Below are 16036 nucleotides of genomic sequence, written 5' to 3'. Positions count from 1 at the left end.
TGTACCCAGCGGACGTCACCCATGAAGCGCCTGCTCCTTGTCCTCCTGCTCGGAATCCTCGCCGTGACCGCCTACACCTTCTGCAAGTCCTGGTCCCTCCCCGACTTCCCCGATTCGCCGCAGTACCGTGATGGCAAGTTCCGCAATGCCCTGCCGCGTCCGGCGATGGGCCTGCGCGACGGTGCGGAGATCTGGTGGACGTTCCTCTTCAACAAACCGAAGGGCACCGTGCCCGCTCACCCCATTCCGGTGCAGCCGCTGGACCGTGCCACACTGGACGCCGCACCGGATCGCAGCCTGTTCCGGCTTGGGCACTCCACCATCCTGCTGAAGCTGCGTGGCCAGTACTGGCTGACCGATCCGGTGTTCTCCGAGCGCGCCTCGCCGGTGCAGTGGATGGGCCCTGCACGCTTCCATGCGCCACCGATCAGCATCGACGCGCTGCCGCCGATTGCTGGTGTGATCCTCTCGCACAACCACTACGACCATCTGGACCATGCCGCAGTGATCCAGCTGGCCGGCAAGACCGCGCGCTTCATCGCCCCGCTCGGCGTCGGCGACCAGTTGATCGCGTGGGGGGTGGATGCGCGCAAGGTCGAGCAGCTGGACTGGTGGCAATCCACCGAAGCCAACGGCCTGCGCCTGACCGCGACCCCAGGCCAGCACTTCTCCGGCCGCGGGCTGGGCGATAGTGATCGCAGCCTGTGGGCGTCATGGGTGATCCAGGACGCTGACTTCCGCATTTTCTTCAGCGGCGACACCGGCTACTTCGACGGCTTCAAGGCCATCGGCGAGAAATACGGTCCGTTCGACCTGACCATGATCGAGACCGGCGCCTATGATCCGCGCTGGGCGTTCGTGCACATGCAGCCGGAACAGACGCTGCAGGCGCACCTGGACCTGCGCGGAAAGTGGCTGCTGCCAATTCACAACGGCACCTTCGACCTGGCCCTGCACGCATGGCAGCAGCCGTTCGAGCGCATCACCGCATTGGCGGCCGCGAAGAACGTGCCGGTGGCTACGCCGATGATGGGCGAAGCGCTGGACATGCAGGCGCCACTGGCGGGTACACGCTGGTGGGAGACGGTGGAGCTGTAATGCGGCGGGCTCCGATTCTGGCCGCCGCTACGTCTTCGGGTGAAGCCTGCGCCCTTCCCGGGCCAGATTGAGCTGCAGTGCAGCGGCGGCAAGCTCGGTCATTTCCGTCGTGACTTTCCCGCTGCCGCGCGCTCGCAGCCAACCGAGAATGTCGACGAGATGCCAGATCGAGGTCGAGCCGTCATGCACCGGGGACGGAAACGACTGCGGGTTGGCCAGCATGAGCTTCCGCATGTTCTGGCGCGACATTCCGAGCAGATCTGCGACGTCAGTGAGCCCTACCAGATCGGGGCTCACTTCAACCAGTTCGGCACCGGGCACGGCCCGCTGCACATCGTTCAGCGCCGAACGCAGGGCAGCCCCTGCGCTGTCTGCTTCGCGGCAGAACGCCAGGGCCAGTCGTCCCGGCAGCCCAAGGCCCACAAGCGCGTCGTCACAGCCACCTTCGGCCAAGCGCTGCTCGAGGACGCCGATTTCATTGCCTGTGTCCGGCAAGCGGTACTTCAGGGTGAAGTTGAATTCCATGATTGACCCCTTCGCTTCTGACGAAGCCTGATCTCATTGCTCACGACTGCAGTTCTCGACCACACGCCGCAAGGCCCTTGCATGATGGCTGCCGCTTCGCGGCGTGCTCCAGATGCTCACGATGCAGAACTCCCCGCATCGGCAATCGGTGTCGTTGTAAGGGCAATACATCCGACCCCACGCATGGCCGTCCGCCATACGGAGCCTCCACCCACGATCCTCCGCGAACTGCAACGCCGCTTCGATGTCCTTGTCTGGATGACGCGCTCGAGACATTCCTTGTTCTCCATAGTCTGCACACGGCTCACAAAAGTTGTCAAATGACAACCAACTTAAAAGGCTTGCGATGTGACCCTAGCCAATCCGCGCTGCACGTCCAGAGCCACATCCGTCAGCCCTCCCGCGATGGCAGCGCCAGCGTCCAGCGGCGCTGCAGTGCGTCATGTAACCGATTACATCCCTTGCTAGCGTAGCGCTCGCCCGATTCCGGTCGAACCTGCGAGGCTGTCCGTAATGACGTTGCGCGCCGAACGCTCCAAGGTCTCCACACCGCTTTTCCCGTTGCGCCCTGCCACTGCCCTGCTGTTGGCCGCCCTGGCCTCCAGCGCACAGGCACAGACCCTCCCCCCGCGCAGCCAATGGCAGGCCAGCAGTTCCTCGCAACAGGTACCGGCGATGGCGATCAGCCACCTGATCGACGGCGACCCGAAGACCGTCACCGGCGGCGCCTTCAGCCCCGGCCACTGGTTCCAGATCGATCTGGGCGCGCCCACCCTGCTGGCCGGCGCGCGCCTCACCTGGGATGTATCGAACCCGGAAGGCTATTCACTGCAGACGTCAATGGACGGCACGCAGTGGCAGACCGCATACACCATGGCCGATTCGCTGGGCGACGTGGAAACGCTGTACTTCGCACCGCGGCAGGCCCGCTACCTGCGGCTGGCCAGCCCGCAGCGCACCTCCGACTGGGGCGTGTCGATCTTCGAGATGGAGCCGCTGGACAGCACGCTCAGCGCACGCATCAGCGGTATCGATGCAACGCAGGCAGCGGCGCTCTGGCAAGGCGGCGGCACCGTTGCGGTTCCGGCCGGAAAAGGAGGCGCTCACGCGTTTGAGATCACCCTGCCCCGCGCGCAGTCCACGGCTGGCCTTGTAGTGGAATGGGCGGATGGCGCGCGCGGCGCTGCTCGACTGCAGGCGCAGGACGCGCAAGGCCGTTGGCAGGACCTCGCACATGATGCGCAGGCGGCCAGCCGCCGGCAGAGTTGGCTGGCGGCCGACACGGCGCAACCGCTGCGTGCATTCCGCCTGAGCGTGGACGGCGCTACCCCGCAGATCGCGCGACTGCGCCTGCTCGGCCCGAAAGCGGTGATGACACCGATGAAGCAGTATCAGATCGCCGCCAGCGGCGCGCAGCGCGCGCTGTTCCCGGCGTCGCTGCAGATGCAGCAGACCTATTGGACCGCCGTCGGTGTGCACGCAGGACGACAGAAATCGATCTTCGACGAATACGGCAATCTGGAAGCATTCAAGGGCGCGCCGTTGGTGCAGCCGATCTGGCGCAATGCCGATGGCCAAACCGCTGGCGCGGCAGGACAGCCGATACAGCACGCGTTGCGGGATGGCTGGAAGCCGATGCCGTCCGCTACGTGGTCACCGCAGCCCGGGCTGGAGCTACGCAGTGAAGTGTTCGCCATCGAGCGCACCGGCCAGCCGGTGACCTTCCTGCGTCATCGCCTGCACAACACCGGCAAGACCCGGATCGACGGCACGCTCAGCCTGGTCGTGCGCCCGATACAGATGAATCCACCGTGGCAGAACGGCGGGCTGTCACCCATCCGCGATGTGGCGATCGATGGACAGGCCGTGCGCATCAATGGCCGCATGCTGCTGCAGTCGCTCACGCCGGTGACTGCGTCCGGCACGGCGCCGTTTGGCAAGGATGGCGCAACGGAAATCACCGCGAACGTCGCTGCCGGCCAGCTGCCCTCCACGCAACAGGCGCGCGACGACGAGGGTCTTGCCTCGGCTGCGTTGAACTACCGCGTATCACTGGCACCGGGCGCCAGCGATGCCATCGTGGTCGCGTTCCCGCTGGGTACTGCCGCCGCCGATAGCAAGGGCGCGCTGCCCGAAGCGCCTGCGCTCGATCTGGCTACGCTGCCCCGCGATGCCAATACGGCGTTTGATTCCCTGGCCACGCAGGCCTCCGCGGACTGGCAGGCACGGCTGGGCCAGGTCGGCCTGCGCCTGCCCGATCCCTCACTGGTCGACATGCTGCGTGCGCAGGCCGCCTACATGCTGATCAACCAGACCGGCCCTGCGATGCAGCCCGGCCCGCGCAACTACAGCCGCTCCTTCATCCGCGACGGCATGGCCACCTCGGCGGTGCTGCTGCGCATGGGCGAGGCCAAGGTCGCGCGCGACTACCTGGCCTGGTACAGCGAACACGGCGTGCATGGCAACGGCCTGGTCTCGCCCATCCTCAACGACGATGGCAGCGTCAACACCGGCTTTGGTTCGGACATCGAGTACGACAGCCAAGGGCAGTACGTCGCGTTGGTGGCCGATGTCGCGCGCCTTGATGGTGGACCGGAATCAGTGCGTGACTACCTGCCGAAAGTGAAGGCCGCGCTGCACTTCCTGCAGGAGCTGCGCGAGCGCACGCTGGTGCCCGGCTACAAGGCCGACCAGCCATCACCGGAGCGCTTCGCCGGCATCCTTGCACCGTCGATCAGCCATGAGGGCTATCCGTCCCCTACCCACAGCTACTGGGATGACTACTGGGGCCTGAAGGGGTGGCACGACGGCGCGTGGCTGGCCGAGGCGCTGGGCGACCACGAGACTGCTGCCTGGGCGCGCGAGCAATACAAGCTGCTCTACGACGCGCTGCACGCCTCGATCCGCGCCACGATGGCGTGGAAGGGCATCGACTTCATCCCGTCCTCGGCGGATCTGGGTGATGGTGATCCCACCGGCGTATCGATCGCACTGGACCCCACCGGTGCGCAGAGCGTGCTGCCCGCCGAGGCACTGCGGACCACCTTCGCGCGTTATCTGGAGGACGTGCGCAAGCGCAGCCAGCCCGATGCGCTGTACGCCTATACGCCGTATGAGATCCGCAACGTGCTGAGCTATGTGCACCTGGGCCAGCCGCAGGTGGCCGATGAGCTGCTGCAGGGACTGCTGCATGATCGGCGTCCGCTTGAGTGGCAGGTTCTGGCCGAGGTCGTGCACTCGCGCCTGCGTTTCCCACGCTATCTGGGCGACATGCCGCACACCTGGATCGGCGCCGAGTACGGCCGCACGCTGTTCGGCATGCTGATGCGCGAAGACGATGATGCGTTGTCATTGCTGCCGGGCACGCCGCCGTCGTGGGTTGCTGGCGAAGGGCTGGCGGTGGAGCGGCTGCCGACCGCGTATGGCACGTTGCAGATGCAGGCGCGGCAGCGCGACGGGGTGCTGACGGTCACGCTGGGCAAGGGGTTGCGCAGCGGGACGGCGGTGAAGGTCTGGTGGCCGGCGCGTACCATGCCGAAGACGGTGCGTGTGGATGGGCGTAGCGTTTCCGACTTCGATGCCGAGGGTGTGCGGCTGGAGAAGTCGTTCAGAACGCTGGAAGCGCGTTGGTAGAGTCGAGCTTGCTCGACTGCATTTCGCCGATCACCATGCGCCAGTCGAGCAAGCTCGACTACAGGGGCCCGCCGGGCCACGCCCGGTGTCATTGCAGCGTCGGCAACCCCGGCGGATTGGTCTGCGACTGCGGCACCGCTTCCTCGGCCACATTCCACCGCTTCAGCGCCTGCGCATAGGTGCCGCTGCCGATCTGGGTGTTCAATGCCTGCGTCACCGCATCGGCCAGGCCGCTGCCCTTGCGCGTGGTTACCGAGATCGCCGCAGCGTTCGGCCAGCCGCCAGGGAACAGGCCTACGCGCCGCACCTTGCCGTCGCGTGCCGAGTACGCGCCGGTGGCATTCGGTTCGAACGAGACATCCGCGCGGCCGGTGATCACCGCCAGCCGGCCGACCACGGCGTCATCGAAGTACTGGTACTCCACCGGCTTCAAGCCGGCGGCGATGTTCTGCTGGTCCCACTGCCGCAGGATCTGGTCCTGGTTGGTGCTGGCACCCACCACCACCTTCAGCCCTGCGACATCGGCGGGTTTTTCGATCTTCTGGATCGGCCCATCTGTACGCGTGTAGATGCCCAGCAGGTCGTAACGGTAGCTGGAGAAATCGAATTTCTTCTTGCGCTCTTCGGTGACGGTCACGTTCGACAGCACCGCATCGTACTTGCCTGATTCCAGCCCCAGCGGCCAGTCGGGCCAGGCCACCGGTACGATCACCAGCTTCAGGCCCAGCCCATCGGCGATCAGCCGTGCGATGTCCGGCTCGATGCCGACCACGTCCTTGCTGTCGGCACCATAGTCGGCCAGCGGCAGCTGCCCCGGATGAGTGGCCACGGTGAACGTACCGGGGGTGACAAAGTGATAGTCGGCCGGGATCAACGCCTGCGCCTTCGGGTCAAACGTGCCCTTCAAGGCAGCGGTGTTGCCGCTTGCCAGGCTGGTCGCGGCTACGGCGGCGGCATCCGGTGCCTGGCGTACGCGCGAATAGACGATGCCGGCGATGCCGATGACCAGCACGCCCACGATCAACAGGGTGCTGCGCGAGGGGCGACGCGGTGCTGCAGGGCTCATGGTGTTCCTTCCGGGGTTACAGGGTCTTGGCCAGGAAATCGGCAGTGCGCTGCTGGCGCGGGCGCTCGAACAGGGCCTCGGGCGTGCCCTGCTCGATCACCCGGCCCTGGTCCATCATCACCACGTGGTCGGCCACGCGACGGGCGAAGCTCAGTTCATGGGTGACGATCACCAGCGTGGTGCCGGAACGGGCCAGCTCCTCGATCACGCTCAGCACTTCAGCGACCAGCTCCGGGTCCAGTGCCGAGGTAGGCTCATCGAACAGCAGCACCTTCGGTTGCAGCGCCAGTGCGCGGGCGATCGCGATGCGCTGCTGCTGGCCACCGGACAGCTGGCGCGGGAAGGCATCGGCCTTGTCGGCCAGACCGACCCGCTCCAGCAGCGTGCGCGCCTGCTGCTCGGCCTGCGCGCGCGGCACGCCACGCACTGCAATGGGTGCCTCGATGATGTTCTCCAGCGCGGTCAGGTGCGGGAACAGGTTGAAGCCCTGGAACACCATGCCCACTTCCGCACGACGGCGGCGGATCTCGCGCTCGGGCAGCTCGTACAGGGTGTCGCCATCGCGGCGGTAGCCGATCAGCTGGCCGCCGACAGTCACGTAACCGCTGTCGGCGCGTTCCAGATGATTGATCAGTCGCAGCAGCGTGGACTTGCCGGCGCCGGACGGGCCTATCAGCACCGTCACGCTTCCAGCGCGCAGATCCAGGTTCACGTCTTCCAGCACCGGCTGCTCGCCGAACACCTTGCCCACACCGTGCAGCGACACCGCCGCACCCTCGCCCGCTTCAACCTGGGTGGCGATGCGCGGGCGGCTTGCCACGCGCGGCGCAGCATCACTGGATGTCCGCACCGGTGACGACACCCGTGACACCGAACGCTCGCGCTGCAGCTGGCCGCGCGCGAAGCGCTGTTCCACGCGCCGCTGCAGCAGCGACAGCACGGTCAGGATCACCAGGTACCAGACCGTGGCCACCATCAGCAGCGGCACCACTTCCAGATTGCGCCGGTAGATCACCTGCACGGTGTAGAACAGCTCCGGCAGCGCCAGCACGTAGACCACCGAGGTGCTCTTGGCCAGGCCGATCACATCGTTGAACGCGGCCGGCAGGATCGAACGCATCGCCTGCGGCAGGATGATGCGGCGCACCTGGCGACCGCGCGGCAGGCCAAGCGCGGCTGCGGCCTCGTACTGGCCGTGGTCGACCGAAAGAATGCCACCGCGGATCACCTCGGCCGAGAACGCCGCCTGGTTCAGGGTCAGGCCCAGCACCGCGGCGGTGAACACACCGATCAGCTGCGTGGTCGGGTACGAGAACAGGCTGATGCCGGTGAACGGCACGCCCAGCTCGATGGTGCTGTACAGGTAGCCCAGGTTGTTCAGCAGCAGCAACAGCACCAGCAGCGGGATCGAGCGGAACAACCACACATAGCCCCACGACACCGCCGACAGCAGCGGTGAACCGGACACCCGGGCCAGCGCAAGCAAGGTACCCAGTGCGAAGCCGAGGCCGGTACCGAGCGCGGTCAGCAGCAGCGTGCGGCCCAGGCCTTCCAGCACAGGGCGTGCGAAGAACCACTCGGCGAATGTGCCCCAGCCCCAGCGCGGATTGCCCAGCACGGATTGCAGCCCGATCAGGATCAGCGCCAGTGCCAGCACCGTGCCGAAGACCTGCAGCGGATGCCGGGCTGGCACGATCTTCAGCGCCGGTGCTGGCGCCGGCCGGGTTGCAATGCCATCCAGCGCGGTCGAAGGCGTGCTCACGCGTGGGCTCCTTGCAGCTGGGTCTGCGCAGGTACGATGACGGGCGCCGGTGCCCGCAGGTGCTTTTCGAACGGCAGATGCGCAACGGTTTCCGGGTCGGCCTCCAGATCGAACAGCGCGGTGTAGCCATGGCTCAGGTACAGGCCAACCGCTTCAGGCTGGCGGAAGCCGGTGGTCAGGAACACCCGCTGGTACCCCTGCCGCGCCGCCTGCTCTTCCAGCTCCTGCAGCACGCGCCGCGCGATGCCCTGGCGGCGCAGCCCGGGTAGCGTCCAGATGCGCTTGAACTCGGCGGTATCCGGATCGCGGTGCGGCATGAACGCGCCACCGGAAATCGCCACGCCGTCGCGCAGCAGCAGTACGAAGGCACCGACCGGGGCAGCAAAGGCCTGCGCCGGGTAGCGCTGCAGCTCCTCGCGGGCGCTGCCACCGATGCGTCGGCGCACGTCGGCGTAGCGGCTGTCGTACTCCTGCTCCAGGCCATCAAACAGCGGCCGCGCCAGCGGATCATCCACCGAGGTATAGAGGAAGCGTTCGTTGCTGCTCATGCCACGTCCTTCACCAGATAGTCTTCGGCCAGCCGCGCCCACAGGCTAGCGGCTGGCGCGATGGCCGCGTCGTTGAACACGTAGCGCGGGCTGTGCAGCGGTGCGCTGTCGCCGTTGCCGACGAACACGAAGCTGCCCGGCCGCGCCTGCAGCAGGAAGGCGAAGTCCTCGCTGGCGGTGCGCGGCGCGAATTCGGGCACTACGTGTTCGCTGCCGAAGCCCTGCAGCGCCACCTCGCGGATGTAGGCGGTCTGCTGCGGGTGGTTGATCACGCTGGGGAAGCCGCGTGGGAACTCGATCTCGGCGCGCGCACCGAACGCGGCGGCGGTCTGCTCGGCGACTTCGGTAACACGGCGCCGCAGAGTGTCACGTACTTCGGGAAGGTAGGCGCGCACGGTCAGCTTCAGCTCGACCACGTCCGGAATCACGTTGGCGGCCTGCCCGCCGTGGATCGAACCGACGGTGACCACGCCCATCTCTCGCGGATCGACATTGCGCGACACCACGCTCTGCAACGCCGTAACGATGTGCGCCGCCGCCAGGATCGGGTCGACGCTGCCCTGCGGCTCGGCGCCGTGACCGCCCTTGCCGATCACCTTCAGCCGCGCCCAGTCCACCGACGCCATCGCCGGGCCATCGACGAAGCCGAAGTGCCCCGCCGGCACGCCCGGCCAGTTATGCAGCCCATAGATCGCGTCCACCGGGAAGCGCTCGAACAGGCCATCGGCAATCATCTTCGATGCGCCCGAACCCGTCTCCTCGGCCGGCTGGAACACCAGCTGCAGGGTGCCGTCGATATCACCGTGATGGGCCAGGTAGTGCGCGGCGGACAGCAGGATGGCGGTATGCCCATCGTGGCCGCAGGCATGCATCAACCCCTCGGTCTGGCTGGCATAGGCCAGGCCGGAGTTCTCGTGGATCGGCAGTGCATCGATGTCGGCGCGCAGGCCGAGACGACGGCTACCCTGCCCACGCTGCAACGTGCCGACCACGCCGGTGCCACCGAGGCCGGTGGTCACCTCATAGCCCCACTGCTGCAGCAACTCGGCAACACGGGCGCTGGTGCGGTGCTCCTCGAAGGCAAGCTCCGGGTGGCGGTGCAGGTCATGACGGATCGCGATGGCCGCCTCGGCGCGTGCCGCGATCTCGGGCAATATGCCCGTCGATTGGGAATTCCGCCGGGAATGGCCCGGCGCTACTGCGGATTCTCCGCTCATCGCCCTACCCCGCCTTCCGCGCCGGTTCGGCATTGGTCGCATGACGGCTGGCCTTGTACGGCAGGCCCAGATGCTCGCGCAGGGTCTGTCCCTCCAGCTCGCGCTGGTGGTAGCCGCGCGCCTGCAGGATCGGAAGCACCTGGGTCACGAAATCGTCCAGGCCTTCGCGCTGTGCGGCGAATCCAAGGATGAAGCCGTCGCTGGCACCGGCATCGAACCAGCGGATCAGCTCATCGGCCACGTGCTCCGGCGTACCGATGAAGTTCGGTCGCGGGCTCACTGCTTCCAATGCCACCTGGCGCAGGCTCAAGCCCTTCTCACGCGCATCCTGCTTGATGCGGTCGGTGGTGGAGCGGAACGAGTTGCTGCCGATGTCGCCCAGCTCCGGGAAGGGTGCATCCGGATCGTACTGGCTGAAGTCGTGGTGGTCGAAGAAGCGCCCCAGGTACGCCAGTGCATCCTCCAGCGTGGCCAGCGCGGCGATTGCCTGGTACTTGGCTTCGGCTTCCTCGGCAGTGCGGCCGACGATGGGGCCGATACCCGGGAAGATCTTCACGTCATTGCCGCTGCGGCCGTGCGCGATTGCCGAGTTCTTCACCTTCTGGGTGAATGCGCGGGTCTCTTCCAGCGACGGCGAATGGGTGAACACCGCATCGGCGTACTTGCCGGCCAAGGCAATGCCATCATCGGATGAACCCGCCTGGAAGATCACCGGCTGGCCCTGTGGCGAACGCTGGATGTTGAGCGGCCCTTCCACCTGGAAGAAGCGGCCCTTGTGGTCGAGCCGGCGGAATTTCTCTGGTGCGAAGAACGTGCCGCTGTCGCGCTCGCGCACGAAGGCGTCGTCGTCCCAGGAATCCCACAGCCCCTGCACCACGTCCAGATACTCGTCTGCGATCTGGTAGCGCAGCGCGTGCTCCGGGTGTGGCCGGCCATAGTTGCGACCCGAACCTTCCAACGGCGAGGTCACCACGTTCCAGCCGGCACGGCCGCCGCTGAGCAGATCCAGCGAGGCGAACTGCCGGGCTACGGTGAACGGATCGCTGTAGGACGTCGACAGTGTGCCCGCCAGGCCGATCTTCTTCGTTGCCGTGGCCAGCGCCGACAGCAACGAGATCGGTTCGAAACGGTTGAGGAAGTGCGGGATCGACTTCTCGTTGATGTACAGGCCGTCGGCCACGAAGCCGAAGGCGATGCCGTTGTCCTCGGCGGTGCGCGCAATGTCGATGTAGAACTGCAGGTTGACGCTGGCATCGGCCGGATTGGACGGGTGCTTCCAGGCATGCATGTGGCTGCCAGGGCCCTGCAGCATGATGCCGAACGGAATGTGGCGCGGGGTCGTGCTCATGGGAATCGCTCCTGCAGGTCAGGCCACCGCCGCGCGTGGCGCGGGCGACAGCAGTTCAAGGGATGTCAGGCGTGCGTCGAGATCGGCCACCGGCGCATCAAGGATGAACTCGCCCACGCCGAAGCGCCGGTGCAGCGCATCCAGTTCGTCACGCACGTGCTGCGCATCACCGGACAACACGCTCGGGCGTGTTTCCTCGATGCGGAAGTCGGCCACACCCACCTGGCGTGCGTACTCGGCAGCCGCTTCGGGGCTGGGCAGGTTCACCGTCTGCCCGGGACCAAGGTGCAGCTTGTAGACGCGCAGTGCGCCGATATGGCGGGCTGCGGCTTCGGCAGTCGGCGCGGCGAAGGCCACCGTGGCCAGCAGCGGAGGCTGCGAGGAGATGCTGCGGTAGGCGTCGAACGCGGCCTCGATGTGCTTCGGGTCGCCATCGAAGTGCGCGGCGTAGACGAAACGCCAGCCCAGCTCGGCTGCCTGCTTTGCGCTCTGCGGGCTGGCGCCGAGCAGGAAGCGCTCCGGTGCCTGCTGCGGAACCGGCCGCGCCAGCGCCTCGCTTTCGGCGCCGGACAGATAGCCTTCCAGGTCGCGCAGTTGCTGGTCGAAGTCGGCAAACGGCGGACGCCCGGCCGCCAGCGCGGCAGTCGATGCTGGCAGGCCGCCGGGTGCCTTGCCCACGCCCAGATCCACCCGTCCTGGCGCCAATGCCGCCAGCAGGTTGAAGTTCTCTGCCACCTTGTACGGCGCGTAGTGGCGCAGCATCACCCCGCCACTGCCGATGCGGATGCGCCGGGTCTGTGCCAGTACCCAGGCCGCCAGCACTTCCGGTGCGGGGCTGGCCAGCGTCGGTGCGGCATGGTGCTCGGCAAACCAGTACCGGTGATAGCCCAGCTGTTCGGCGCGCTGCGCCAATTGCAGGCTGTTGCGCAGCGCCTGCTCCGGCGAGGCACCTTCGGCCACCGGGCTCTTGTCCAACACGCTGATCTGATAACTCATGGTCGCGTCCTCGCTCAGGGGTGGGCCACGGGAATGCCGAGCAATCCGTTCAGCGCGGCCAGGATCGGCTCGGCACCGGAGATGTACTGGCGGTCCTGGTGCGCGCCGCTGGCAAGTTCGCTGCGCACGCCCTGCGGCAGCACCAGCTTCGGCAGCGACTGGTCCTGCTCGCCGATCTCGGCGATCACCTCGCGGCGTGGCCGCGCGAAACCGATGCGGCGTACATCCAGCTGCGCGTCGAGGCCGTCGATGCTCGACAGCGCACCCTCCAGCAACAGGCTGTGCCGGCAGAAGAAGCGCTGGCCGGGAATCTGGCCGTCCTCGAACTCGCGGTCGAGCAGGAACAGGATGGGTTTGCTTGCTGCGTCGAGCGTCACTGGGGGGTCCTCATCTGTGCCGGCAATGCGATGCCGCTTCGATATCGATGCTAGAGATGCCAGCGGCTGCCATAGCGCTGCCTGGCGACAATCGGCGGTCAGATCCGGCCACGCAGATGCGCCTTGGCCATATGCAAAGCGCCGCCGGTTATGGCCTCAGGCGATGCGTCGCAGTGGCGCCGCTACCGCCAGCGCCTGCGTGGCCAGATGCCCGGCCGCACGCTCGGTCGCCAGCGCGATGCGGGCCTGCAGCGCTGCACTGTTGATGTGCTCGCCATCGAAGTCGGCAGGCGTGGCATACACCCCGATCGGCAGCGTGTGCGCCTGCAGGAAACTGAACAACGGTCGCAGCTGGTGGTCGATCACCAGTGCATGCCGTTCGCTGCCACCGGTCGCCGCCAGCAACACCGGCGTATCCACCAGCGCCTCCAGTTCGATGAAATCCACCAGGTGCTTGAACAGCCCTGGATACGAACCACGGTGCACCGGTGCGGCCACCACCAGCAGCTCGGCGGCCTCGATGGTCTGCAGCGCCTGCTCCACCGCCGGTTCCACCTCACCGCGCGACAACGACTGGCCGAGCGAGCGCGCGATCGGCGCCAACTCCACCAGCTCCACGCTGGCACGCACGCGCTGCTGCAGCGACGCCAGCAGATACCGCACCAGCAACAACGTGCGCGATGTCGCCGAACTGGTCGGCGACCCCACCAATGCAACCACCTTCAATGCAGAAGACATGAACTGCTCCTCGATGATGCCGAACTACGTCCGGCTGCCTTTGGCATGAACCTCAGAACCGGTAACTGACCCGCCCGTACCAGTACGCACCGACGTTGCTCAACACATCGCCGCTATCCCACGTCGTCTCGATGCTGGCCACATCGGTGGCACTGCGCGCGTACTCGGGCACCTTGCGGGTGCGCTTGTCGAACACGTTGTTGATGCCCAGCGCCGCACTCCAACCCTCGCCCAGTTCCACGCCACCGGACAGGTTGGTCACCAGCACCGGCGGCTGCTTGTACTCCACGCCGTTGTTCAGGCGCTTGATCGGGCCGTAGTAGGTGAAGTCCAGGTTCGAGCGCCAGCGTCCGTTCTGCCAGCCCAGCCCAGCCACCTGGGTATAGCTGGGCGTGCGGAAGCGCAGCGCGTACTCGCTGGTCTTGGTCAGCAAGTTGATGTTCGGCAGCCCCTGCAGCGCCCCCGGAATGTCGCTGACCTTCTGGATGGTGGTACGGCCGACGTTGGCCGCATAGCTCCAGCGCAGCTTGCCCCACGTGGTTTCCTGATTCGCCTCCAGGGTCAGCTCGACACCGCGCGTGCGGGTGTTGCCCACGTTGGTGAAGTAGCTGGCATAGAACGCATCACCCGGCAGGATGCTGATGCCGGCCGACCCGAGCAGCGCATCGATGGTGTTCTTCTGCGCCGCACTCAGCACCGTGCCGCTGTTGTCGGTGACACGCGCCGGATCCTGCGCGTTGTAGCCGATCTGGCTGGACTGCCCCAGCTGGCCGCGGATGTCGATCTGATAGGCATCCACCGCCAGGTGGAACGCCGGGCTCGGGTCCCAGGTCATGCCCAGGCTGTAGTTGGTGGCCTTTTCCGGCTTCAGCGGCGTGGCACCCAGCGCGATCGCCGCCGGCGAAGACACCTGCGCCACCAGCGTGGTGCCGCACGGGCAGCTGCCGGTGGCCTGGTAGAACTGCGCACCCAGGCTGGGCGCGTGGAAGCCGTTGCTGACCGTGGCGCGCACGCCCAGCGCATCGGTGAAGTCGAAGCGCGTGGTCAGGCGGCCGGTGGAGACACTGCCGAAGTCGGAATGGTCTTCCCAGCGCGCGGCCGCATCCAGGTACCAGCGCGAGGTGATGTTGGTGGCCGCACCCACGTACACCGCCTTGCTGTTGCGGGTCGCCTTCACCGCGTCCGCAGTGGAATAGCCGACGAAGGCCGCAGCACCAAAGCCGGTGTACGACTCCCACTGCCCTGCCCCACGCTCGTACTGTTCGTGCTGGTACTCGGCGCCCGCGCTCACTTCCAGCGGCGAAGCAAAGGCCGCCACCTCGAAGCCGCGGCGCAGGTCCAGGTTGGCGATGCCCTGCTGGTAGTCCAGCTTGCCGTCATAGAAGTCAGTGGGCGAACCGGGGTATGGCAGCGAGTAGTTCACCGAGTTGCGGGTATAGGTGCGTACCGTGCTGCGGTTGCCGGTCAGGCTGGCGTCGTAGTCCCAGCCCGCGATCTGGCCTTTCACACCGGCCGTACCGGTGTACTGCTTCTCCTTGGTTTCCAGCACCGGCAGGAAGCCATCGGGGAACACACTCAACACGCCGGGTGCCTTGTAGGTAGTGAAGATGGTCGCCGGCAGGCGGAAGTTCTGGATCGCCTGCGCGGTGCGGTCACTGGCCGTGGCGTTGGCGTAGAACTGCGCGCTTTCGCCCAAGCCATGACCCACATTCACCGCAAACGCCTTCAACGCATACGACGGCGAGCTGAGGATGGTGTTGGCTTCGGCATCGCGGTTGGCCTCGGCCGGGTTCGGCGATGCACCTGCCGGTAGCCGGTTGTTCGGCCGCAACGCCACCAGATTGCCGTTGCCATCCACCGCCGGGTAACTCAGGTAGCCGTCGATATAGCGGCGGGTACGGATCGCATGATGCTGGCGGGTGGTCTCGCCGGACAGGTTGACGAAGCCATCCTGGCCCCATGGCAGGCCCACGTTGGCACGCACGCTGGTGCGCGAGCCATCGCCATCGATGCTCTGCCCGCTCTCCACGGCAAACTCGCCACCGTGTGCCTGCGATTTCAGGATCACGTTGACCACGCCGGTGATCGCATCCGAGCCGTAGATGGCCGAAGCGCCATCGCGCAGCACTTCCACATGGTCGATGGCCGAGACCGGAATCAGCGCGAGGTCAGCCCAGGCGTGCCCTGGAAAGCCACCACCGTTGGCCCCGCTCACATAGGCACTGGCATTACGGCGCTTTCCATTCACCAGCACCAGCGTGTAGCCCGGTGACAGATTGCGCAGCTGGTAGCCGCGGATCAGGCTTTCCTGGTCGCTCTGGTAGCCGCCAATCTGGCTCAGCGACGGCAGGCTGCGCTGCAGCGCTTCCAGCAGGTTGCCCTGGCCGGTAGCAGCGAGGTCCTCGGCGGAGATCACATCGATGGGCGTAGAGCTGTTCTTCACCGTGCGCGTGCTGGTGCGCGAACCGGTCACCACCACCGCATCCAGCGTGGATGCTGCCACGTTGGCCGTCGCGGCGGTGGCAGCAGGATCCGCATCGGCTTCAGCCGCATGGCTGGGCGAAGCGGCGAGGATGGCTGTGATCAGAACAGCGAGAGTGCTCAGGACAGGGGCGTGGGCGGCAGGCATGGGGGCTGGTTCTTAACCACAACTCCGACCCCCGCATACGGCCTCCTAACTGTTGCCCCTTTTCTCGCCTCACAAACAAAAAAACTAAAAGCCAAACGA

Annotated in this window: 12 protein-coding genes; 2 read left to right on the top strand and 10 right to left on the bottom strand. The window is 66.5% G+C overall.

Features of this window, described 5'->3' with window-relative positions:
• Positions 1 to 21 precede the first annotated feature (21 nt).
• Positions 22 to 1098: an MBL fold metallo-hydrolase gene (locus EKL94_RS03615; protein ID WP_126928017.1), complete on the top strand. Its 1077-nt coding sequence runs from the start codon at positions 22 to 24 to the stop codon at positions 1096 to 1098.
• Positions 1099 to 1125: 27 nt separating this feature from the next.
• Here the strand turns inward: EKL94_RS03615 and EKL94_RS03610 are convergent, their stop codons facing one another.
• Positions 1126 to 1623, bottom strand: a complete 498-nt coding sequence (locus EKL94_RS03610) for a helix-turn-helix transcriptional regulator (RefSeq protein WP_126928016.1) — start codon at positions 1621 to 1623, stop codon at positions 1126 to 1128.
• 513 nt (positions 1624 to 2136) lie between these two features.
• Here EKL94_RS03610 and EKL94_RS03600 point away from each other — a divergent pair.
• The gene (locus EKL94_RS03600; RefSeq protein WP_126928015.1) at positions 2137 to 5256 is read left to right on the top strand and encodes a discoidin domain-containing protein; all 3120 of its coding nucleotides are present in this window, start codon (positions 2137 to 2139) and stop codon (positions 5254 to 5256) included.
• A gap of 88 nt (positions 5257 to 5344) precedes the next feature.
• Here the strand turns inward: EKL94_RS03600 and EKL94_RS03595 are convergent, their stop codons facing one another.
• The 9 genes from EKL94_RS03595 to EKL94_RS03555 form a co-directional block, all read right to left on the bottom strand.
• Positions 5345 to 6322 (bottom strand): ABC transporter substrate-binding protein, encoded by a 978-nt coding sequence (locus EKL94_RS03595; RefSeq protein ID WP_126928014.1) that lies wholly within the window; start codon positions 6320 to 6322, stop codon positions 5345 to 5347.
• 16 nt (positions 6323 to 6338) lie between these two features.
• Positions 6339 to 8084 carry an amino acid ABC transporter permease/ATP-binding protein gene (locus EKL94_RS22750; RefSeq protein ID WP_126928013.1) on the bottom strand — a complete coding sequence of 582 codons (1746 nt, stop codon included), beginning with the start codon at positions 8082 to 8084 and terminating at the stop codon, positions 6339 to 6341.
• Positions 8081 to 8632, bottom strand: coding sequence for a GNAT family N-acetyltransferase (locus tag EKL94_RS03585; protein WP_126928012.1), 552 nt, complete (start codon positions 8630 to 8632; stop codon positions 8081 to 8083). Before EKL94_RS03585 ends, EKL94_RS22750 begins: the two co-directional genes overlap by 4 nt.
• On the bottom strand, positions 8629 to 9849 hold the full coding sequence (locus EKL94_RS03580) for a M20 aminoacylase family protein (protein ID WP_126928011.1): 1221 nt from the start codon (positions 9847 to 9849) through the stop codon (positions 8629 to 8631). The genes EKL94_RS03585 and EKL94_RS03580 overlap by 4 nt, the downstream gene beginning before the upstream one ends.
• A gap of 4 nt (positions 9850 to 9853) precedes the next feature.
• Entirely contained in the window at positions 9854 to 11197 is a 1344-nt protein-coding gene (locus tag EKL94_RS03575; RefSeq protein ID WP_126928010.1) for an LLM class flavin-dependent oxidoreductase, read from the bottom strand.
• A gap of 18 nt (positions 11198 to 11215) precedes the next feature.
• Positions 11216 to 12193, bottom strand: coding sequence for an MsnO8 family LLM class oxidoreductase (locus EKL94_RS03570; RefSeq protein ID WP_126928009.1), 978 nt, complete (start codon positions 12191 to 12193; stop codon positions 11216 to 11218).
• Positions 12194 to 12207: 14 nt separating this feature from the next.
• Positions 12208 to 12570 carry a DUF3088 family protein gene (locus tag EKL94_RS03565; RefSeq protein WP_014036937.1) on the bottom strand — a complete coding sequence of 121 codons (363 nt, stop codon included), beginning with the start codon at positions 12568 to 12570 and terminating at the stop codon, positions 12208 to 12210.
• 156 nt (positions 12571 to 12726) lie between these two features.
• A complete protein-coding gene (gene msuE / locus EKL94_RS03560) occupies positions 12727 to 13308 on the bottom strand; it encodes an FMN reductase (RefSeq protein WP_126928008.1) in 582 nt (193 codons plus the stop codon).
• Positions 13309 to 13360: 52 nt separating this feature from the next.
• Positions 13361 to 15937, bottom strand: coding sequence for a TonB-dependent receptor plug domain-containing protein (locus EKL94_RS03555; protein WP_126928007.1), 2577 nt, complete (start codon positions 15935 to 15937; stop codon positions 13361 to 13363).
• Between the last annotated feature and the right edge of the window lie 99 nt (positions 15938 to 16036).

The sequence above is a fragment of the Stenotrophomonas maltophilia genome, assembly GCF_003970865.1.
Taxonomy (GTDB): Bacteria; Pseudomonadota; Gammaproteobacteria; order Xanthomonadales; family Xanthomonadaceae; genus Stenotrophomonas; species Stenotrophomonas maltophilia_AR.
The sequence above is the reverse complement of the archived record's forward strand: the minus strand, read 5'-3'. Positions and strand labels throughout refer to the sequence as shown.